Origin of the sequence: Nocardia carnea (assembly GCF_029868855.1) — a bacterium.
GTDB classification, from domain to species: Bacteria; Actinomycetota; Actinomycetes; order Mycobacteriales; family Mycobacteriaceae; genus Nocardia; species Nocardia carnea_A.
Map to the genome: position 1 here is coordinate 12485 of NZ_JARWOV010000107.1, position 20558 is coordinate 33042.

The 20558-nt window shown below is 69.1% G+C and carries 17 protein-coding genes; 11 read left to right on the forward strand and 6 right to left on the reverse strand.

All coding sequences use genetic code 11. The annotated features are described in order from the left end of the window. Positions 1-41 precede the first annotated feature (41 nt). Positions 42-1508 carry a class I adenylate-forming enzyme family protein gene (locus QH195_RS09985; protein ID WP_280435151.1) on the forward strand — a complete coding sequence of 489 codons (1467 nt, stop codon included), beginning with the start codon at positions 42-44 and terminating at the stop codon, positions 1506-1508. 18 nt (positions 1509-1526) lie between these two features. Here QH195_RS09985 and QH195_RS09990 read toward each other — a convergent pair whose 3' ends face one another. Beyond that, positions 1527-2285 (reverse strand): tyrosine-protein phosphatase, encoded by a 759-nt coding sequence (locus tag QH195_RS09990; protein WP_280435152.1) that lies wholly within the window; start codon positions 2283-2285, stop codon positions 1527-1529. 398 nt (positions 2286-2683) lie between these two features. Here QH195_RS09990 and QH195_RS09995 point away from each other — a divergent pair, with 398 nt between their 5' ends. Together QH195_RS09995 and QH195_RS10000 are read left to right on the forward strand one after the other, a co-directional pair. Further along, positions 2684-3130 carry a TetR family transcriptional regulator gene (locus tag QH195_RS09995; protein ID WP_280426062.1) on the forward strand — a complete coding sequence of 149 codons (447 nt, stop codon included), beginning with the start codon at positions 2684-2686 and terminating at the stop codon, positions 3128-3130. 40 nt (positions 3131-3170) lie between these two features. Then, positions 3171-4358 (forward strand): alanine racemase, encoded by a 1188-nt coding sequence (locus QH195_RS10000; protein ID WP_432278380.1) that lies wholly within the window; start codon positions 3171-3173, stop codon positions 4356-4358. A 101-nt stretch (positions 4359-4459) separates the two neighbouring features. Here QH195_RS10000 and QH195_RS10005 read toward each other — a convergent pair whose 3' ends face one another. Together QH195_RS10005 and QH195_RS10010 are read right to left on the reverse strand one after the other, a co-directional pair. Next, positions 4460-8143 (reverse strand): AAA domain-containing protein, encoded by a 3684-nt coding sequence (locus QH195_RS10005; protein WP_280435154.1) that lies wholly within the window; start codon positions 8141-8143, stop codon positions 4460-4462. Positions 8144-8251: 108 nt separating this feature from the next. Further along, positions 8252-10063, reverse strand: a complete 1812-nt coding sequence (locus tag QH195_RS10010) for a DEAD/DEAH box helicase (RefSeq protein WP_280426059.1) — start codon at positions 10061-10063, stop codon at positions 8252-8254. 60 nt (positions 10064-10123) lie between these two features. On the opposite strand from QH195_RS10010, the gene QH195_RS10015 reads away from it, so the two are divergent. After that, the gene (locus QH195_RS10015; protein WP_280435155.1) at positions 10124-10960 is read left to right on the forward strand and encodes a carbon-nitrogen hydrolase family protein; all 837 of its coding nucleotides are present in this window, start codon (positions 10124-10126) and stop codon (positions 10958-10960) included. 132 nt (positions 10961-11092) lie between these two features. Further along, on the forward strand, positions 11093-11731 hold the full coding sequence (locus QH195_RS10020) for a phosphoribosyltransferase (RefSeq protein ID WP_280435156.1): 639 nt from the start codon (positions 11093-11095) through the stop codon (positions 11729-11731). Positions 11732-11875: 144 nt separating this feature from the next. Here the strand turns inward: QH195_RS10020 and QH195_RS10025 are convergent, their stop codons facing one another. After that, positions 11876-12997 carry an acyl-CoA dehydrogenase family protein gene (locus tag QH195_RS10025; protein ID WP_280435157.1) on the reverse strand — a complete coding sequence of 374 codons (1122 nt, stop codon included), beginning with the start codon at positions 12995-12997 and terminating at the stop codon, positions 11876-11878. Positions 12998-13006: 9 nt separating this feature from the next. Continuing rightward, positions 13007-14179, reverse strand: coding sequence for an acyl-CoA dehydrogenase family protein (locus QH195_RS10030; RefSeq protein WP_280426055.1), 1173 nt, complete (start codon positions 14177-14179; stop codon positions 13007-13009). Positions 14180-14408: 229 nt separating this feature from the next. Here QH195_RS10030 and QH195_RS10035 point away from each other — a divergent pair, with 229 nt between their 5' ends. From QH195_RS10035 to QH195_RS10055, 5 genes are all read left to right on the forward strand, one after another. Next, positions 14409-15164: a hypothetical protein gene (locus QH195_RS10035; protein WP_280426054.1), complete on the forward strand. Its 756-nt coding sequence runs from the start codon at positions 14409-14411 to the stop codon at positions 15162-15164. A 339-nt stretch (positions 15165-15503) separates the two neighbouring features. After that, positions 15504-16214 carry an alpha/beta hydrolase gene (locus QH195_RS10040; RefSeq protein ID WP_280435158.1) on the forward strand — a complete coding sequence of 237 codons (711 nt, stop codon included), beginning with the start codon at positions 15504-15506 and terminating at the stop codon, positions 16212-16214. A gap of 40 nt (positions 16215-16254) precedes the next feature. Next, entirely contained in the window at positions 16255-16644 is a 390-nt protein-coding gene (locus QH195_RS10045) for a hypothetical protein (RefSeq protein WP_280435162.1), read from the forward strand. Between the two features lie 37 nt (positions 16645-16681). Beyond that, on the forward strand, positions 16682-17917 hold the full coding sequence (locus tag QH195_RS10050; protein WP_280435159.1) for a PPE domain-containing protein: 1236 nt from the start codon (positions 16682-16684) through the stop codon (positions 17915-17917). Beyond that, on the forward strand, positions 17899-18660 hold the full coding sequence (locus QH195_RS10055; protein WP_280435160.1) for an ESX secretion-associated protein EspG: 762 nt from the start codon (positions 17899-17901) through the stop codon (positions 18658-18660). Before QH195_RS10050 ends, QH195_RS10055 begins: the two co-directional genes overlap by 19 nt. Before the next feature lie 34 nt (positions 18661-18694). Here the strand turns inward: QH195_RS10055 and QH195_RS10060 are convergent, their stop codons facing one another. Continuing rightward, positions 18695-19456: a hypothetical protein gene (locus QH195_RS10060; RefSeq protein ID WP_280435161.1), complete on the reverse strand. Its 762-nt coding sequence runs from the start codon at positions 19454-19456 to the stop codon at positions 18695-18697. A 299-nt stretch (positions 19457-19755) separates the two neighbouring features. Between QH195_RS10060 and QH195_RS10065 the strand changes: the two genes are divergently transcribed. Continuing rightward, entirely contained in the window at positions 19756-20049 is a 294-nt protein-coding gene (locus QH195_RS10065) for a hypothetical protein (protein WP_280426049.1), read from the forward strand. Positions 20050-20558: the final 509 nt, after the last annotated feature.

Genomic DNA, 20558 nt, shown 5'->3' on the forward strand with positions numbered 1-20558 from the left:
ATAGTCACAGGTGCCTGACTGTTCGACTGTGCGGAGGTTCGATGCAAGCCGGTACCACCACGACCATCGGGCCTGCTGCCGGTCCACTGCTCCGCACCGCCGGGCGACCGGCGGCGACCCACGCGGCACCGGCTTCGGTCACCGGTGCGGAGCAGGGTGACCGGCCGCCGGAATCGCGACCCGAAGGTCTCGATGGCCCCGGCCTCCGGGCCGATTCCCCCGCGATCTCGCTGGTGGAGTTCCCGCTCACCGATACGGCTTCGGCGGCGCCGCTGTCCCGCGGCGCGGATGGCATCCTGCGGTACGGCAATCTGAGCCCGGCCCTGACCGAACTGCTCGACCTGCAGGTCCATGCGTTCGCCAATCGGGAGGCCGTGGTCGAGGTCGGCGGCGGCCGGCTCACCTACCGGGAACTCTGGCATTCCGCCTCGCGGGTGGCCGGCGGTTTGCAGGAGCACGGGATCGGCTACGGCGACCGGGTCGCGGTGCATATGCCGCCGGGCGTGCGCTGGGTGCAGGCGTTCCTGGGCGCGCTGCTCAGCGGCGCGGTGCCGGTACTGGTGCATCACGGTCTGCCGGGCGGGCTGGCCGAAAAGGTCATCGCCGACAGCGATGCCGATTTCGTCCTGGGTTCGGCGGAGCGCGGTTGCGGTGCGACCCGCGGCGGCGGGGCGTGGTCCGCCGACCTGCCCGACGGTGCGGCGTTCATCGACGACGGTGCCGCACTCAACGATCTGGCGCTGCTCTGCTACACCGAGGGATCCGGCGCGAACGAGATGCCGACCGGTGTGGAACTGACCAACGAGAATCTGCTGTCGGCGATCAGATCGATGGTGGCGGCGCTCGATCTGCCCACCGACGGAATGCACAATCTGGTCCTCCAGCCGCTGGCCCACGCCGGTGGCTGTGTGGATCAGCTGCTGCCGACCTTCGCGGTCGGGGGCACGGTGGTGCTGGCGCAGGGTGGCGCGGGGGTCGCCCGGGCCATTGCCGGGGAAAGGGTCGACACGGTGGCGGCGAACACCCGTACCCTCGCCGGACTGCTCCCCGAGCTGGCGGCGGGCCGGGCCGGTGGGTTACCGACCGATCGGGTGGTCCGGATCAGTAGATCGGATCAGCGCATCCCCGCCGCCGGGAGCGCCGCTGCCGACGCTGCCGGCCCGGATTTCGCGGCGGAGTTGTGCCAGGTCTTCCCGTCTGCTCGGCAGTGGTCGGTATGGGGTGCCACCGAGACCAGCGGTATCGGTCTCGCGTTCGGCCCCACCGCCGGTCCTGTCGGGGGTGTGGACCGAACGGTGCTGGGCTTTCCGTTCGGCGGCACCGAGCTGGCGCTGTGCGGTCCGCGGGCCGCCGCCGGTCACGGTGAGCTGCTGTGCCGCGGCCCCAATGTGTCGCGGCGGTACTGGAAAGATCCGCAGCGCACCGCCGACCGGTTCACCGGCACCTGGTTCCACACGGGCGATCAGGTGAGCATCGGCCGGGACGGGATGGTCTGCCGCAGTGCCTGACCCCGGCAGTGCCCGGGATCAGGCGACCAGCCGGTCGCGCAGCCGGTTCCGGAGATCCGCGGTGATACCCACCGCCCGCAGGTAGGAGTCGAAATCCCCGTGCAGTTCCGTGCCGGCTTCCAGGCCGGCGCGCAGGTATTCCTCGCGGACTTCGAGCACCGCCTGTGGCAGGTCGGCACCGAACTCGTCCTTCAACGAGGAGCGCAATTCGGCCACAGCGTGGTTGCTGAGCAGGTAATCGGTGAGGATATCGGCTTCCGGGACGCCGACCGCCCGCAGCAGGGTGGCCACGGACCATCCGGTGCGGTCCTTGCCGGCCGCGCAATGCACCAGCACGGCGCCGCGATCGGCGACGATCGCTTCGGCGAGCGCCAGAATGGCGGTATGCGCCTCCGGACTGGCCGGAAAATCCCGGTACACGTCCATCATGTAGGCCAGCGCCGCTCCGGGTGCGTCCTCGCGGCCGGCTGCTGCCTCGTGCGGTGGAGAGGTTGCCGTTTCACCGTGGAACGGGGTGATCCGCAACTGGATCTCCGGTGGGAGGTGATCGGCGCCCGCGCGCTCGATCTCCCGGTGTCCACGCAGATCGTGGACGGCGCCGACGCCGAGTTCGCGCAGAGTCGAATGGCCGGTGTCGTCGAGGCGGCTGAGCTGGGCCGATCGGAGTAGGACCCCGGGCCGGATGGTCCGGCCGCCGTGAACGGGGAGGCCGCCGAGGTCTCGGAAATTGAAGGTGCCGCTGATCCGTAGATGGTCGGCGAGGGGAGAGCTGGTCACCGAATCAGGCTAACCGGCAGGACAGAAATGGGAGCAGTGTGTGATCAGGCACAGCGATCGGGCAACACCGCGGCGTCGACGTAGACTTGCCGATGGCCTGTGCCCGGATGGTGGCAGGGCGGTGCCGGTACCGAGAGCCCCAGGTCCCGGTTGTGAAAAGCCGCGGTTGCGGAGGGGTCACAAAACAGTCTTCGGGTACGGGTTTCCCCGTGTAGCTGTTCTCAAACCCCGAAAACGTTTCTAATATTGAGATGACGGATTGGTTGGGCGGTAACTTCCCGACCTTGCGCCTGCCGATCCGACCGGCCTCTTCGGCGCCGGTTTCGGTGCCGAAGTGTGCGATGTGTTTTGCGAGGGAGCTTGCGTTGGGCGTACGTGGAGAAATAGCGGAGGGTCGTATGCGATCGGCCGTGCGTGAAGCGGTCGAAAACGCCGACGCGGTGCTGGACATCACCGGTTTGCGGGCGTTGCGGGTGCTACTGCATGCGGGTTTCAGCGCCTACTGGCCGCTGGTGAAGTCCCGGCCGGTTCAGCAGATCCATGCGTACGAGAAGACGGTGCAGACGCTGTGCCGGCACTGGGATTCGCGGGTGGATTACATGCCTGACCCGGTGATATCCGAGCGACAGCGGACGCAGCAGCAGCATGTTGTGGAATGGCTCGAACTGTGTGCCCAGCGCTCCGGTACGCGCTGGATCGAGCCGGTCGATTCGGTGGCCGGGTATGTGATCACCGTGGTTCAGGGGTCGGTACTGCGCTGGCTGGCCGATTGCGATGACGAGGCGATTCTGGTGGCCTTCGACGATCTGGTGTCGAATCTGATCACCCGCGCTGTCGACGCCTGATTCCCCGAAAAACTGGACGTATGACCAGTCCGGTGGTTGAGTGGGCGGCGTGAGCACGACCTCGCCGATTGCCCACTTACACGCCGCCACCGCAGACCTCGATCCGCCGCTGGCCGCGGTGGACCTGACCGTATTACGAGCCAATGCCGCCGACCTGGTCCGCCGGGCCGGCGGCCGGCCACTGCGGGTGGCCAGTAAATCGGTGCGTTGCCGGGCGGTTCTCGCGGAGGTGCTGGGTCCGGAACTGACCGCGGCGGGCGGTTTCGCCGGGATCATGTCGTACTCGCTGGCCGAGGCACTCTGGCTGGTCCGGTGCGGTGCCCGCGATGTTCTGCTCGGCTATCCCACCGCCGATCGTGTGGCACTCGCCGAGCTCGCCGGGGACAAGATCGCGCTCGAGGCGATCACCCTGATGGTCGACGACACCGCCCAGCTCGACCTGATCCGTGCCGCGCTGGGAAATACCGGCGTGGCGCCGCGGATCTGCCTGGACGTCGACGCTTCTCTGCGGATCGGTCCGCTGCACCTGGGGGTGCGTCGCTCGCCGGTGCGCACGCCCGAGCAGGCTGCCGCCCTTGCCGCGCGAGCCCGCGCCGACGGGTTCCGGGTGGTCGGGCTGATGACCTACGAGGCGCAGATCGCCGGGCTGCCGGATTCCTCGCTCGCGGTGCGACTGGTGAAGAAGGCCTCTGCCCGTGAGATCGAACGCCGCCGGGCCGCGGTGCTGGCGGCCGTGGTGGCGGTGACCGGTGAGCTGGAAATCGTGAACAGTGGGGGTACCGGATCCGTCGAGCTCAGTGCACAGGCGTCTGGGGTCACCGAGATCACCGCGGGCTCAGGGCTTTACGTACCGACCCTGTTCGACGACTATCGTTCGTTCCGGCCGCGGCCCGCTCTGTTTTTCGCGCTGCCGGTACTGCGTAGGCCCGCAGCCGATATCGCGACGGTTTTCGCCGGCGGGTATATCGCCTCCGGTCCGGCCGGGGCGAGCCGGGTGCCTGAACCGGTGTGGCCCAAAGGTTTGCGATTGCTGGGCACCGAGGGGGCGGGGGAAGTGCAGACACCGCTGTCGGGTGCGGCCGCGCCGGAGATCGGGGACCGGGTGTGGTTCCGTCATGCCAAGGCCGGTGAGCTGTGTGAACGGTTCGAGCGGTTGTATCTGGTCGACGGTGACGGAACCCGGGTGGAGGTGCCGACCTATCGCGGTGAAGGGAAATGCTTCGGGTGAGGCCGGCATAAATGTGGTGCTCGGCGAAAATATCGATTATCCGAATTCCCCCCGATTTCCGGACCGAATTCCTCGGGCCCCGCGGATTTTCGCATCACTGCTCACAACCGGATGAAATCGGCGAGTGCCGATAATTCGCCGAGCGTTTCCGGGAGGAATTCCGTCAGTAACGGGGAACGGACGATGACCGCGCGGCGCCGGGCGCGGCACAGCGTGTCGTGTACCAGGGCGGCCGACAGCAGCGAGCCGACCGGACCGGGTGCGTCCTCGGGAGTGGAGGTCGCCGGCGAAATCAGCACCACGGCCGCCTCCCGGCCGCGGAACATTTCGGGGGTACCGACCAGTACCTCTTCGATCCGGGCGCGGGACAGCAGGGTTCGGATCCGGCTCACCTGCGCCCGGTGTGGGGAGACAACGACGATATCGTGCGGCTGCAGTTGCCGGAGACCGGTGCCGTCGTTCCAGGTCCGGCCCAGTAGGTCGCGGATCTGCTGCAGAACTTCCCGAGCCTCGGCATCGGAGGACGTGGTGTTGCCGTGGTGCTCGACGAGCACGGTGGCGATACCGGGTTCGAGGGTTGCCCCGGGGTCCGCGGGCGCCGGGGCGGCACGCAACCGGTCGTCGAAGAACAGGCGTGACACCGGATCACTCACCCGTGGATGCATTCGGCGGGTCCGGCCCAGGAAGTAGCCGTGCGTCACAGGCAACGTTCGCCGTCCACCGGCCAGCCAGGTGAGGGCCGGGGTGTCCACCGGCTCCGGGTGGGGTCCGGGGCCGGGCCGGTGCCGTTCGGTGGGGTCGCCGGTGAGCAGCAGATTACGGGCGCTCACCGAGACGGCCGCGGTCGCTGCCAGTGGGAAGCTGTTCGCGTCGGCGATGACCAGCAGATCCAAGGCGTCCCGCGGGACTCGCGCAGGATCGGTGAAATCGTCCGGGGCGCCACCCACTACGCAACCGCGGATCGCGTTCGACAAGAACCGGGAGTAGCGGGTGGAGTCGAGCACCAGCCATTCGGGTGCCACGGCCGCGGCATCGCTTTTCGCGACGAGCTCCGGGAGCACACCGGCACGGACGATCGCGTCCAGCAGATTCTCCACCGGGGCGGCGGTGGGCGCGACGATCCCGATACGCCAGTTGTCCCGGGTGACCAGTGCGGCGATCGCCTCGGCCAAGATGGCGGTTCGTCCCGTACCGGTGGGGGCTTGTACGGCCAGATAGGAGCGGTCCAGCGCGCGTAGCGTCGCGGTGATCGCGGTCGCGGAGTCACCCGAGGCCGCGGGCAGATCCGTGGATACCGGTTCCCCGCGGCGCGGGGACTCGAGGGTTCCGGTTCCGGGGGGACGTATGGAGGCGGACTGCTCGGTTGTGGGCGTGTGCGAATCGGCGGCAGCCGCGGATGTCGTGTGTGAATCGGTGCCGGGTGCGTGCGTCGAGGAGGAAGCCGGATGCGTGCCGAGAGGGCTGGAACTGTCTGTGCCCGTGTCCGTTTCGAGCATCCACGAGTGAGTTTGCGAGCTGCTGGACGCGTGTGGTCCGGGCTGGGTGCCTGTCGCCGGGGGCGCGGTCGGAACGAACGGGGCAGCCGAGGTAGCCGGAGTGGACCCCCTCCACCACCCGGCTGCGCCGGAGTGGGCGGCGCGCAAGCGGGGTGGGCGGCGAGCCAGGAGGTCGAATACCGGTGTATCCGGTAGCCCGGGCAGTGTGACGAGCAATCGCTCGCCGATTTCCTCGAGTGCTGCCGAATCGGCAGCCGGTGGGCCGGGCAGCGCTGGGGCGAGTGCGACCGGTAGTTCGTCGTGTGCCGCGGCGCCGGGTGAGAGGGTTTCCTCGAGCCGCACCGTATCGGTGAGGTCGGGCTCCACCGCACAGCCCAGTACGGTGGCCGGACCGACGGTCCGGATGGCCCGGGGTGCGCGGCGTTCCGCCTCGTAGACCACGTAGACGCGGGTGCCGGGCGCGAGCCCGGGGCCGGCGAGTCGTCCGCGCAGGCGCAGGAAGCGGCGCACCGTATCGCCCGGACCGATATGCCATTTCGTATCCACCGCACACGAATCGGCCACCATCACCCCGGGGTCCGGAGCCCATTCGGACAAGGGGTGGGTGAGCCGGTCGATATGGGCCCACCAGGAAGTCTGTTGTTCGCGGCGGTGATAGCCGAGCAGAGCTGCCGTCAGCGCCGCGACCCGGTGCGGGTCGGCTCCGGGGACGCCGGGCTGCCGGTCGGCAGCGGTCTCGGTGCGACCCGCGTACTCGGCGAGCGCCGCCTCGGTGGACGACGCACGCACGGCGGGTGTTTCCCGCAGCAGCCGGTCCAGGGCGCCGATATGGGCGCCGGGCGGGCGGGGTGAGGTTCCGACCGGCTCCTTGCGTAACCGGTCGGCGAGCCACAGCACGGTGCGGCCGTCCGCCTCGCCGGGATGGCCGAGCGTGGCCGCGACCCGGTGCAGGGCGTAGGAGCGGGTGCCGAGGACGAAGGCGCCACGCACGATCGGATACAGGTCCACCAGAACACCGGTCCGCAACAGCGAGTCCACCGTTTCCTCTCCGGCGCCGAGACGACCGGCGGTGTGCAGCAACAGGGTTCGGGCGGCGGCGGTGTAGTGGAAGATATGCAGGTCGGGGTCGGCCAGCAATGGTTCGGTGAGCGTGGCCAGCAGATCGGAGAACGCGCGGCGGGCGCCGTTACGAACAGCCGCGCGGCGCGACGGAGAGAGCTCGTCCGCCGGTGGTTCGACCGGTAGTTCGCAGGACAGCCGGACCGATTCCCGGGAGGCCACCACCACCCGCAGGCGATCCGGTGCCACCGGGTGGGTGTACAGGGCAAGATCTCCGGGGGTGGCGGCCGGAAGCATATCCAGGGCCGCCGGATCCGCCGGCAGCAGCTCACCGCGACCGGAATGTTCCTGCCGCAGCTGGACAACCGCCTGCGCACGTAACCGGGTGAGGATACGTGCGGGCACGTCGGGCGGGCTCGCGATCCGGGTGGTGAGGCGGTCGATGGTGGTGATGCCGGCCGCGCGCAGCGCCGTCCGGGTGGCCGGATCCATCCCGGCGACCAGCAGCAGATCGCGGGCCTCGGCGCGGGCGGCGAGGCAGACCGCACAGCTGCCGCAGGCGCGGAAGCGCGGATCACCCCATTGCACCGGCAGGAGTTCGGTCGAATGTTCGTCCAGGATCCGTTGTATCCGCAGGCGGCGCGCCAGATACACCGGTCGAACCTCGGCTACCTCGGCGATGTGTGTCTCGCCGCCGGCGTGAATATGCATCTGCGGATCGACCGGTACCGACAGAGATCCCAGGAGCTCCGCGGCGGCGCCGAGCCGTAACGCGGTGGGCGCCGGCCGGTCTGGAGTGGCGCCGTGCAGACGCAAGCCGTGCGGGGTCCTCGTCACCAGGTCCACACGGGTGAAGAAGTCACCGTCGAAGAACACCGCGCCCAGCACCGCCGGAGCCCCGGTGCGGGCCGCGGCGACGGAGGTGGTGTGGGCGGCGGCGAGTTCGCCCAGCGGATCGTCCGGGTCGGCGGGCGGGGGGAGTTCCACCACGCCGGCCCCATGGCGGTTTCGCACCGCGGTACGCAGCTCGGCGAATCGCGTGTATCCGGAAGCCGCATCTGCCGCTACCCCGGATACGCCGAAACCGGTGGTTCCGGCCGGTATTCCGCTGTCGCGTGCTGGGACGGTGCCGAGTTCGGCGTCGAGCCCGCGCAGCAGCGCGAACTCACAGCGCGCGCCGCGCTCCAGATCCGTGGCGCCGTACACCACCCGATCACCGACAACGAACACCCACGGCCCTCCTGCAACCCAGCGATCCGCCCCGTGTGCGGGTACCCGCACACCGGACGCGGCCCACTGTAATCACCGGCTCCGGCCTGGTGGGACGGACCGTGGAATCTACGACCGCGGTTTACGCCGCTCGTGCCGTTTGGGTCCGTCGCGCCGCGGCCCTCGGCCGATCGAGCGATGCCCGGGCGGGCCCTGGTCGAGCTGCAACTGGATCAGCACGCCGCTGATCCGGGTACTGCGCAGCGCCTCCAGGGTTTCCGGCGGCAACGTGGCCGGCAATTCCACGAGACTGTGATCGGGGCGGATACTGATATGCCCGAAATCGCTGCGCCGCAGACCACCCTCGTTGGCGATCGCACCCACGATCGCGCCCGGCACCACGCGATGCCGTTTGCCGACGCTGATGCGGTAGGTTGCCAGCTCCGCATCGGTGGTGCGATGGCGGCTCGGCCCGCGACGGTCGTCGAAACCGCCGTCGTCGAAGTTGCGCGGCGCGCGTTCCCGGCGCGGACGCTCCACCGGCTCCGGTTCGGCTTCGAGGAAGAAGCTCTCGCCGTCGTGCGCGGCGACCGCCAAGGCCGCGGCGATATCGGCCAGCGGAGTGTTGTGCTCCTGCTCGTAGTCCTCGATCAGTTTGCGGAACAGTGACAGATTGTCCGAGCTGAGATTCTCGGTGATCGCATCGCCGAACTTCGCGACCCGCTGCGCGTTCACATCGTCGACACTGGGCAGCTGCATCTCGGTGAGCGGATGCCGGGTCGCGCGTTCGATGGATTTGAGCAGATGACGTTCCCGGGGGGCGACGAACAGCAGGGCCTCGCCGCTGCGGCCCGCACGTCCGGTACGGCCGATTCGGTGCACATAGGACTCGGTGTCGTGCGGGATGTCGTAGTTCACCACATGCGAGATGCGATCCACGTCGAGGCCGCGGGCCGCGACATCGGTGGCGACCAGGATATCGAGAGTGCCCGCCTTCAACTGCCCGATGGTGCGTTCACGCTGGGCCTGGGCGATATCGCCGTTGATCGCCGCGGCCGAGAACCCGCGGGCGCGCAACTTCTCGGCAAGCTCCTCGGTGGCCTGTTTGGTGCGTACGAAGATGATCATCGCCTCGAACGCCTCGACCTCGAGGATCCGGGTGAGGGCGTCGAGTTTGCGCTGATGCGAGACCAGCACCCAGCGCTGGGTGATATTGGTGGCGGTGCTGGTCTTGGACTTGACCGTGATCTCGACCGGCTCACGCAGGTACTGCTTGGAGATCTTGCGGATCGCGGCGGGCATCGTGGCGGAGAACAGCGCCACCTGCTTCTGCGCGGGGGTATCGGCGAGGATGCGTTCGACATCCTCCTGGAACCCCATCTTCAGCATCTCGTCGGCTTCGTCGAGCACCAGGTAGCGGAGCTGGGACAGGTCCAGCGTGCCCTTCTCCAGGTGATCGATCACCCGGCCGGGAGTACCCACCACCACCTGCGCGCCGCGGCGCAGACCGGACAACTGCACGCCATAGCTCTGCCCGCCGTAGATCGGCAGCACATGGGTATTCGGCATATGCGTGGCGTAGCGGCCGAACGCCTCGGCGACCTGGATCGCGAGTTCCCGGGTCGGGGCGAGTACCAGGGCGGCCGGCTGTTTGCCGGTCGGCCGGTCCTGCAGCAATCCCATGAGGATCGGGATGGCGAACGCCGCCGTCTTACCGGTACCGGTCTGTGCGAGACCCACCACATCAGCCCCCTCGAGCAGCGGGGGGATGGTCGCGGCCTGGATAGGGGAAGGGGATTCATAGCCGACATCGGCAATGGCCGAGAGGATTCGGTCATCGATTCCGAGATCGGCGAAGGACGGTCCGGCGGATTCGGCGTTTTCGGCTTGTGCGTCGCCAGGGTTTCCGTCGAGGCTGCCGTCGCCCTGATTGGTACTCATTGACCAGGAGTTTACTGGTACGGCCTGGTCGTCCGGCCCACCGGCCCATACGGTGTCAGCATGGATGCCGACCCCGCCGATCAGCCGCGCGCGGACGCGCCGGCGCTGGCCGTGGTGCAGTTCGCACCCCATACCGATATCGACGCCAACCTGGCGGCCCTCACCGAGCGGGTGCGCGCCGCCGCCGACCAGGGCGCACGCATCGTGGTCGCCCCCGAGTACTCGATGTTCGCCCTGGGCCGGCTCGACGAACGGATACACGGCGCGGCCCAGCCGCTCGACGGCCCGTTCGTCACCGCCCTCGCGCGCCTCGCCGCCGATACCGGAGTGCATCTGGTGGCCGGTGTGGTCGAGACCACCGCACCGGACGACGGCCGGATCCACAACACCCTGGTCGTACTGGGGCCCGACGGCGCGCTGATGACGCATTACCGCAAAGTGCACCTGTACGACGCTTTCGGTCAGCGTGAATCGGAGATCGTGCGCCCCGGCCCGCTTACGGACCCACCCGTGTTCACCGCCGCCGGGCTCACGTTCGGTCTGCAAACCTGTTTCGACCTCCGCTTCCCGGAGGGTTTCCGGCGCCTCGCCGCCGCAGGTGCGCAGGTCCTGCTGTTGCCCGCCCAATGGATACCGGGCCCGGGAAAAGTCGACCAGTGGACCACTCTGCTGCGGGCGCGGGCCATCGAGAACACCGTCTACCTGGCCGCGGCCGACCAATGCGGGCCGCGCGGCGCGGGTCATTCGATGATCGTCGACCCGGCGGGACGGGTCGTGAACGACCTGGCCGACGAACCGGGGATCGCGCTGGCGCCGCTGGAGCCGGATTTGCTGGACAAGGTCCGCCGGACCAACCCGAGCCTGTCGCTGCGCAGATTCACCGTCGCGACGCCGTAGGCGAATCCCGCCGACGACCCGCGGGACCGCGTATCGGGTCCGCTCGGCCCGCACCGCCTCGCACGATGCAGGCGGCTGTCCTACGGCGGAGATCTACGACGACGCCGTTGGAAGCGGGTAGCGTCGAAGGTGATGCTCTACGCCGATCGGGTATCTGCCGGACGCGCGCTGGGAAAGGAACTGGGCCACCTGCGTGCGGGGGATCCGCTGGGGCCGGGTCCGCTGGTACTCGGCTTGCCGCGCGGGGGTGTGCCGGTGGCGGCGGCGGTCCGGGAGGTGATCGGCGGGGATCTGGATATTCTCCTGGTCCGCAAGCTGGGGGTGCCCTGGCAGCCCGAGCTGGCGGCGGGGGCGATCGGCGAACACGGGGTGCGGGTGATCAACTCCGATGTGGTCCGCCAGACCGGGCTCGACACGGCGCGGCTCGATGCGATCGAAGCGGGGGAACGCGCTGAACTGGAGCGGCGCAGCGTGATGTGGCGAGGTGATCGCCGACCCATTCCACTGCGAGACCGCACCGTGGTGATCGTCGACGACGGTATCGCCACCGGAGCGTCGGTCGTTGTGGCGTGCCGGGTGGCCCGCGCTCAGGAACCCCGTCACCTCGTCGTGGCGGTACCGGTCGCGGCGCCGGAGGCGCTCCCGCGGATCCGCGCGGAAGCCGACGAGGTGGTGTGCCCGCACGCACCGGCGGTGCTGGCCGGAGTGGGAGGCGCCTACCGGGATTTCCATCAGCTCGCCGACTCCGAGGTCAGCGAATTGCTCCGCTGAGGTCTCCCTGCTGCCGGTGAGTTCTCCGAGTTGTTTCGGGGAGCCGGCAAGTCGGCCCGGAGCCGGTGAGGTCCCCGGGGATCGAGGTGAGTCGCTCCGGCCGAACCGCCGCGCAGGTCGGCGTGGTCCGGCCGGAGCAGGGGATCACAGCTCCGGCTGCGCGTACTCACCCACGCGGTCGCTGAGGATCCGCAGGTGCTCCAGGCTGCTGCCGAGGGTGCGTTCGATGGCCGTCAGCCGGGCCACGTAATGACTCACCGGGTATTCGGAGGTGACCCCGATACCGCCGTGCATCTGGATCGCCTCCTGCCCGACATGCCGCGCCGAGCGGCTGACCTGCAGCCGGGCCCGGGACGCGATCACCGGGTCGGCGGAGTCGACCAGGGCCGCGGTGAGGTAGTAGCTCATGCTCCGGGCCAGCTCCAGCGAGACGTACATATTCGCGGCGCGCTGGGTGAGTGTCTGGAACTTCGACAGCGTCACCCCGAACTGCTTGCGCGTCTTCAGGTAGTCGGTGGTCAATCGCAGCGATTCCTCCATCGCCCCGATCGACTCGGCACACAACCCGGCCTGGGCCGCGACCAGTACCGATTCCAGAGTGGCGGTGGCATCGCCGGAACCCAGCAGTTCCGCCGGCGCGGCGGTGAATTCCACCTGTGCCCCACGCAGGTTGTCGACCGTCTTGTACGGCGTCCGCGTGACCCCGCTGGCGTCTGCCGCGACCAAGAACAGCCCGAGACCGCCGCCGGGCAGCGTCGCGCTCACCACCAGTTCGTCGGCACAGTCGCCGTGCGGTACCGGGTTCTTCACACCGGTCAGGGTGTAGGCCTCGCCGTCGGCGGTGGCGGTCGTCTCGACGGCGTGATCGGGCCATCGAGTGCCCGGCTCACCGTGCGCGAAGGCCAGCAGCTTCGACCCGGCCGCGACCTCGGGCAGGATCCGCTGCCGCTGATCGGCGCTACCGGCGGCACTGATCAACCCGCCGGGTACCAGCACCGCGTCCAGCAGCGGTTCCGGCGCGAGCCGGCGCCCGAACTCCTCGAGCACCAGCATGGTCTCCACCGGGCCGGCGTCCATTCCGCCGTCTTTCTCGGCGAAGCTCAGTCCGAGGACACCCAGTTCGGCGAGCTGCCCCCAGACCTGGCGGCTCCAGCCCAGGTCGGTTTCGGTGACGGCCAGTCGCGATTCCGGGTTGTAATGGCGATTGAGCAGGTCACGCACGGTATCGCGGAGCATGACCTGTTCGTCGGTGAGATCGAAATCCATAACCTGACCTCACAATCCGAGGATCGAGGAGGCGATGATGGTGCGCTGCACCTCGCTGGAACCTCCGTAGATGGTTGTCTTGCGGTAGTTGAGGTAGCTGGGGCCGCTGCGCTGCGCCCAGTCGGGCGAGGCGATATCCCCGGCACCGACCGGCAGGGCATCCGGTCCGGCGATATCGAGCAGGAGTTCCGTAGCGGCCTGCTGCAGTTCCGAACCGCGCATCTTCAGCACCGAGGAGGCCGGATTCGGTTTGCCCTCGGTCGAGTTCGAGACCACGCGCAGCTGGGTGAGCTCCAGGGCGAGCAGTTCGTTTTCCAGTTCGGCGATCCGTGCCGCGAACAGCGGGTCTTCGAGCAGGGTGCCCGAACCGGATTTGGTGGCCGCGGCGTATTCCTTGGCGACCCCGATCTTCACCTTGGTCCGGCCGACGGCGGTGATGCCGGTGCGTTCGTTGCCGAGCAGGAATTTGGCGTAGGTCCAGCCCATGTTCTCTTCGCCGACGAGTTGGTCGGCGGGGACCCGCACGTTCTCGAAGAAGACCTCGTTCACCTCGTAGCCGCCGTCGATGAGTTTGATCGGGCGGATGGTGACGCCGGGGGTGTTCACATCGAAGAGCAGCATGGAGATCCCGGCCTGCTTCTTCGGGGCGTTGGGATCGGTGCGGACCAGACAGAAGATCCAGTCGGCCCATTGTGCGAGCGTGGTCCAGATCTTCTGGCCGTTGACGATGTAGGAGTCACCGTCGCGGACGGCGGTGGTGCGCAATGAGGCCAGATCGGAGCCGGCGTCGGGTTCGGAGAAGCCCTGGCACCACCAGATGTCGAGGTTGGCGGTGGCCGGGAGGAAGCGCTTCTTCAGCTCTTCGGAGCCGAACTGAGCGATGACCGGGCCGATCATCGTCGCATTGAAGGTCAGCGGGTCGGGCACGCTGGCCAGCTGCATCTCGTCCTGCCACAGATGCCGCTGCATCGGGGTCCAGTCCTTGCCGCCCCATTCCACCGGCCAGTTCGGTACGGCCAGGCCGTGCTCGTTGAGGATCCGGTGGGCCGTCACGACGTCCTCGCGGGACAGCTCGTGACCGTATTTCACGCGTTCCCGGATCTCGGCGGGGATCGCGGTGGTGTAGATCTTCCGCAGCTCGTCGCGGAAGGCGACCTCGTCGGGAGACAGAGTTAATTTCATACACATCTCCAAATATGTCTCGATTGTCCCGCATCGAATTTACACCCCTGAGCAATCCTGCCGCGTCGAGTGCATCACATACACCTGCCGCATGCCGCCGATAACGCGGGCCGAGAGCGGAGTGTGACCCGGCAGTGTCCCGCCGGTGCTGGTAACTTGCAGCGGTGGGCGGGGGATTGCCGGTGGGTCCGGCCTGCCATCGCCGCGAGCGGATATAGGGAGTTCAGCAGTGCACAACAGAATCGTCGCGCGAACCGCGGCCGCAGCGGCCGCCCTCGGTATCGGTGCCGCGCTCACCTTCACCACTCCGGCGACCGCCGCACCCGAACCCGAGCCCACGCCCGGCGAGGCGGCACTGACCGCGCTCACCGAAAAAACCGCCGGCGATCCGGCCGCCCGCCCCGGTGTGGACGCGCTGCGCAGCTATCACGACATCGTGGCCGCCAGCGAGATCAGCAATATCAGCGCCTACGCCCCCTTCGTCTACGCCGCCCCGACCTTCGGCTGCGGCAGCAACGGTGTGATCACCACAACTTTCGCGGCCGCCACCGCCAACGGCCCCAGCGTCAATCTGAGCGGCACCCCCGGCACCCTGACCTTCCACGCCACTCCGCGGCATTCCGGGATCCCGCAGAGCTCGGGCCTGGTGGTCGCCTGGATCAATATCAACAACGGCCGCAGCGGGCTGGACATGCTGAACGATCTCACCGAGTTCGGCACCGCCTCGCTGTCGCAGACCGTCGACAGCGGACCGGGTACGGTACTCGCCTCCATGTGGGGAACCGTGAACTATCCCGGCGCGCTCTGCGTGATGACGCCCACGGTCGGCCTGTTCTCCGTACCGGACCAGCCGCCGGCCCCGGCCGTCCCCGTACCGGACGCGGCAGTCCCGCCCGCACCGCAGGCGCCGGCTCCGCAGCCGGGCGCCCCGGCCCCGGAGGCTCCGCCCGCTCCGGCCCCGGCGCCCCAACCGGCCCAGGCGTAACCCCTCCGCTGGAGGTCGGTGACCGATACCTCCCGCGGTGACCACCCGAATGGTCGAAGGCCGGCACTGCCGCCGGTTGTCACGGCCGGCGTTCATCAGGCGAATCGCGCAGCCGGTCGGCCGCCGCCGCGGCCCCGGCGGCCGGTCCGGTGCCGATCACGGGCCGGGTCGATCGCGTGGGACGTGACGTCGGCGTAGCGGCGCCGACGATGGGCGCCTGCCGGGGCGGAAATCGGCATCGCGGCGCGTAGCCGGGTGCGCCGGGCATGGCGGTGAGCTCGGTCGACCGCTGCGCGCACTCCCGGCCGCGCAGCCGGATTCTTTTGCCAGAATTCGATCATGGGGTTTTTCGAAGGCGCGCGTGGCCGGTTGCACTATCGGGATCGGCCGGTCGCCGGGGCTGTTGCCGCGCTGGCTCTGCTACCCGGTTCGGGGCAGCACAGCGGGCACTATCACGAGTTCGCGCGTCGGCTGAACGCCGGCGGGATCGCGGTGTGGACGCTGGACACTGCCGGGCAGGGGCTGAGCGAGGGTGATCCCGATCGGCCCGCGCGCTTGGCCGATCTGGTGGCGGACGCACTGGGCTTCACCGAGGTGGTGCGCGACCTCGTCCCCGATCTGCCACTGACGCTCATGGGACATTCACTGGGCGCGATCACGGCGCTGGCCGCACTCGGTGCCGCCCGGCCACCGGCCCCCGAGCCCGGGCGCAGCGCGACACCGGACTCTGCCGAGTATCCGGTGGATCCAGTGTTGGACGCCCACGACCTGGCCGGACTGGTGCTGTGCGGCACCCCGCAGCGCGCGCTCGGCGGTACACCCGCACCGGCCGCGCGGCTACCGCGGGTGCTGGCGGTGCACGGGGTCGACGACCGGCGGGCACCGATCGAGGCGGTGCGCGACTGGGCGCGGCGACATGATTCGGTGGAGCTGCGCGAGTACCCGGATGCGGGGCACGATCTGCTGCACGAGCGCGTGCGCGGCCGGGTCGCGGCGGATATCGTGCAATGGACGCAGGAGATCGTCGCGGGGCCGGCGCGCCGATCATGAGAGCCGCTGGGCGACAGCGGAACAGGAAGGGGGTCCGGTGATGCAGCCGAATACGATTGCCGCGCTCGGCTCGGCCGTCGACGACGGAGAGCTGTGGATCGATGGGGTTCTGGTCGCCGAGGGTGCGCCGGAGCGGTGCGCGCTGAGCTACGAACAGCTGGCCGACCAGGTGGACGCGCAGATCGAAACCCTCACCGCAGCGCTGTCCCTGCCCGGTTTCGGCGGATTCGATTCGGGGGCGGCCCTGCGCGGCGGTTTCGAGGGAAAAGCCGGTGACGCGATAGCGGCTCTGCGCGCTTACGCGACCGCGGCGCGACAGCTCGCGCATACCTTCCGCGGCGCGGCGGCGGCCTACCAGCACGCCGATTCCGAGGTTGCGGCCGCGCTCGGTGCCGCACACCCCGAAGTGGCGGGGGTGCCCGGTGCGTGAGTTACCGCGAACAGGGCTCCGGGGCGCCCACAATCGAGTGGATCCCGATTACGCGCCGACTGTCGAGGTTTTCGACAATCTGACCCACGAGCAGATCCACGCCGGCGTATCGCTGCTGGACCCGTCGGCTCTGCAGACCGGCGGACAACTGTGGCAGGGTGCGGCAACAGGGCTGAACGACGCTGTGACACAGGCTCATACCGAGATACGCGGCGCGATATCCGACGGCTGGCGTGGCTCCGCGGCGGGACTCGCCGGCGCGGCGGTCCGGGATTTCGAGGCCGCCGGGCGGCAGCTCGCCGATGTGCTGGCGACGGTGGGGCAGCGGCTGGGCCAGGCGGGGGACGCCGCGGAAACACTGCGCACCGGTATCGGCGAACCGTCCGGAGTCCGGCCGGATCTCCCGGCGGCGCTGCTGGATCCGCATGCGGCAACCGGCAATATCGCCGCCCAGCAGGCGGCCGAGAGTGAGCGGGCGGACGCGGTGCGGGTGATGGAAAGTGTCTACCTCGGCGCCTTCATCCCGACCGGATCGCAGGTCCCCGCTTTTCCCGACCTGCCCGGTTCTGGGCCGGGTGCACCGGACGCGCCGACCTCCGCGACCTCGTCCGCCGTGACCGCCACCGATGTGAGTTCGCCGGTGGGAAAGGTCGTTTCGTACGCATCCGACACTGTCTCCGCGCCGCCGCGCGCGCCCGGCGCGCCGGGCGCTCCGCAAGCAACGGCAGACGATCCGGCTACCTACGGGACACCCGCACTCCCCGGTGCGCCTGCTGTCCCGGCGGCCGCAGCACCGCCTGCCCCGGCAGATCAGCCGCAGGCCACCACCGCCGCAGGAACGCAACAGCCGGGTCCCGCGTCCGTGACCACCGCCCCGGCTGTAGCCGGCGGCAGTACGCCGGTGGCCCCGGCGAGTACGCCGGGTGCGCCCGTATTCGCCGTTCCGGTCCGGCCCGCCGGGGCGGGGTCGGGATCCGACAGCGAACGCGATCGCGAGGAGCAGCAGCGTAATTCGAGTGGTGACGCGATCACCGGGATGGGCGCAGGCGCGATCGGGGGCATGATGGGCGGTGCGATGGCGGCCGATGCCGTGCGCTCGAATTCCCCGGTGGCGCCGGTGCGTACCGAACGGGACGCCGACGAAGACGACGACCTGCACTTCGGCGGCGAGGAGCTCACCTTCCTGGAAGAAGCCGCGCCCGGCGGGCAGCTGATCGGCACCCTCGAACCCACCACACCGCCGGTTCTGGGCGAGTGGACCGAATCGGAGTGAATTGGATTCTCACCCCGGACCAGCTGGTGCTGGCCTGGGAGCAGACGGTGGGCGATCGCATCCCCTACCCGCTGGCGGTGCGGTTGTCGGCCCGGGATTCCGCCGAGCGGACGGCTCAGCTGCCCACATTGCGGCAGTGGTGCGATATCACTCTCGACGCCGATCTGGAAGCGGCCCTGCGAGTACTGGCCGCTCCGGAAGTGAGTGTGTCGGCATTCGGACAGGACGGCGCGGGAGCCTCCATCACCCGGGTGCTCGGTGCTTCGGTGGGACATATCGGGGTCGTGGCCACGCAGCGCCCGGGCGGCGCGCCGGATCGCGGTGGCGATATCCGGATCGTCGCCGGGGCGGCCACATCCCTGCCCGTGCGCGTTGTCGCCGCGCTACCGGCCGCCCCGGTCGGTAGCGGAGCGCGGTTGCGTGCGCCGCGGGCGGAGGTCGTACGCGACAGCCGGGACCGAGTGACCGTGCCGGTCGCGGGCCCCACCGTGGCGACCCGGATCCGGCAACGACTGAAACAGCCGCGCGACGGTATCGGCCAGCTCGTGGTCTCCGTACACCGGCCCACCAGGACCGATCCTTTCGGTGTGCTGTGCTGGATCGATATCACCGAGGACGGCCGCTATGCGATCCATACCGGCACGATGGTCGATATCGCCGCGGTGGACGCGGAGCGGTTCACGAACTCGCTGCGCCCCATGGTGGCCGGTGCCCAGCGGGCGATCACCTACGCCGAGCTCTGACGGCACGGGATTGGCGGAACCGACGGGTCGCGGCTCAGCCGCCGAACCCCGGGGGAATGGCCGGCGCGATCGTAATGGTCGGGACGAGGGTTCCGGATTCCGGCGCTGTGGTTTCGGTGGTCCCGGGTGCAAGCCCGAAGGGCGTGGGTTGTCCGGGTTCCGGTACCGACGGAGGCGTGGTGGTACGGGCCGGTTCGGTACCCGGTGTGGGGTCGCCGCGCAAGGTCTCGGTAGTGGCCGGGGCCTCGGGCGCGACCGGTGTATCGGCTGCGCCGGGTGCCTCGATCGTCGTGGTGGGTAGCGGGACCGCCGGGGTGACCTCGGTGCCGGTGGGGGTGGGCGGCGGAATCGGGGATTCGCTGTGCGCCGGCGCGATTTCGGTGGCGGGTGGCGAGGTGGCGGCCGAATCCTGATCCGGTGTGGGCGACGGGCCCGGTGTGGCCGAAAGGGTGGCGCGCCTGGTGGTCTCGTCGCTGTCCGGCGCATCGCCGGGGTCGGTCGACGCGGAGGCCGACGAGGTGACCGAGATCTGGTATTCCGGCGGCAGGGTGCGCCGCGGCGGCGGTTCGGGAGCCATCCGCCAGGTAGGTGACGGCGGGATCAGTATCCGGTCCACCGTGGTGGCGGTCGGATCCGCGTAGCGCGCCTGTTCGACCGCTTGGGGCCCGGAGTGGATCGGCGGGGGCGGTACGTAGGTGTCTTCCTGACCGACCCCGCAGGCGCCGATGAACACCAGCCCGAGGGATACCGCACCGGCGGCGGCCAGGGGCCCGGCGACCTTCGTTTTGCTGTCCATCGGTGACGCTCCTGTGATAAGTCAGTGGCCTCACCTTAATCGAGGGTGATCGGTGGAACTACCCCCCGCCCTTCCGATTCCGCTGGTTACCGTGTGTAAGGTCCGTTCACGGCGGGTATATCAGGTATCGAATTGATATCGGCCGCGTGTCGCGCGCTTGTGTTGCGTAACAATCGTCGGGTTGTGGCCATAACGTATGTTGCGGAAGTGACGCATGGGACACCGGAGTCCGCGGTGCCGATGCACCGCAGTGGTAGGCGCGACATGATTTCCGGATCGGCGCCATCGAGGAGTAGATGATGGGAGACCAGACCACCACCGATCTGCCCGGCGCGGCAGAGGTGCCCGATACGCGGAAGGCGGATGCGGAGCCGGTGGTGACCGGTTCGTCCGGTTTCGTGGCGACTGTGGGCAGGGTTCTCGGCTGGCTGGTTTTCGCTGGAGGGCTGGGGGCGGCGGTCTACGGAATCGCCACGCTACATGTCGTGATCAGTGTTATCGGTCTCATCCTCGCCTGTACCGCGGGTCTGACGTTGCTCAAGCTGCGGGCGGACGGACCGGGTCCCGAACCCGAAGTCCGGGTCGCCGGCTGACCGGTCCGGTGCCCGGCGCCGGTTCCGGCCGACGGCCGGTGAGCTCTTTCGCTGCAATTCCCTGAGCGGGTACCTCCCGGCCGAACCGGGGCGTGCGCACTGAGTGAGACACGTGTCCGATCAATTTTCCGGACGGCTGAATGTCGCGGTGGCCCGGTTGACACCCTGCCCGACGGGGTGGTCGATCGGGATAATCGGACGTTTGCCCAACTCTGCCGCCGTGGGTATTTTGGGCTGCGGTCGGGACGGATCAGGAGGAAAGCAGAAAATGATCGAAGCCGGGTCCGCGGTCCTGAATCTGGCGAATCTCGTCACGAACATTGCCGCAAATGTGACCTATATCCTGCAGGCCTGGGGAGTTCTCTGAGAGTTTGCCGGTAGTGCGGCGGGGTTGTCGAATATCGTTGCGTAGGCGGCAAGTTCCTTGGTGCGCAGTTCGAGCAAATCGGGCCGGTCCGCGCGGCGGGACTCCTCGGCCGCGGAGACCAACCAGGTGGGATTGAACGCGG

Bases quoted from the DNA above. Each gene is read 5' to 3' on its own strand.
- QH195_RS09985 (WP_280435151.1), top strand. From the start codon at position 42: ATGCAAGCCGGTACCACCACGACCATCGGGCCTGCTGCCGGTCCACTG.
- QH195_RS09995 (WP_280426062.1), top strand. From the start codon at position 2,684: ATGCGATCGGCCGTGCGTGAAGCGGTCGAAAACGCCGACGCGGTGCTG.
- QH195_RS10010 (WP_280426059.1), bottom strand. From the start codon at position 10,063: ATGAGTACCAATCAGGGCGACGGCAGCCTCGACGGAAACCCTGGCGAC.
- QH195_RS10015 (WP_280435155.1), top strand. From the start codon at position 10,124: ATGGATGCCGACCCCGCCGATCAGCCGCGCGCGGACGCGCCGGCGCTG.
- QH195_RS10020 (WP_280435156.1), top strand. From the start codon at position 11,093: ATGCTCTACGCCGATCGGGTATCTGCCGGACGCGCGCTGGGAAAGGAA.
- QH195_RS10025 (WP_280435157.1), bottom strand. From the start codon at position 12,997: ATGGATTTCGATCTCACCGACGAACAGGTCATGCTCCGCGATACCGTG.
- QH195_RS10030 (WP_280426055.1), bottom strand. From the start codon at position 14,179: ATGAAATTAACTCTGTCTCCCGACGAGGTCGCCTTCCGCGACGAGCTG.
- QH195_RS10040 (WP_280435158.1), top strand. From the start codon at position 15,504: ATGGGGTTTTTCGAAGGCGCGCGTGGCCGGTTGCACTATCGGGATCGG.
- QH195_RS10045 (WP_280435162.1), top strand. From the start codon at position 16,255: ATGCAGCCGAATACGATTGCCGCGCTCGGCTCGGCCGTCGACGACGGA.
- QH195_RS10060 (WP_280435161.1), bottom strand. From the start codon at position 19,456: ATGGACAGCAAAACGAAGGTCGCCGGGCCCCTGGCCGCCGCCGGTGCG.
- QH195_RS10065 (WP_280426049.1), top strand. From the start codon at position 19,756: ATGGGAGACCAGACCACCACCGATCTGCCCGGCGCGGCAGAGGTGCCC.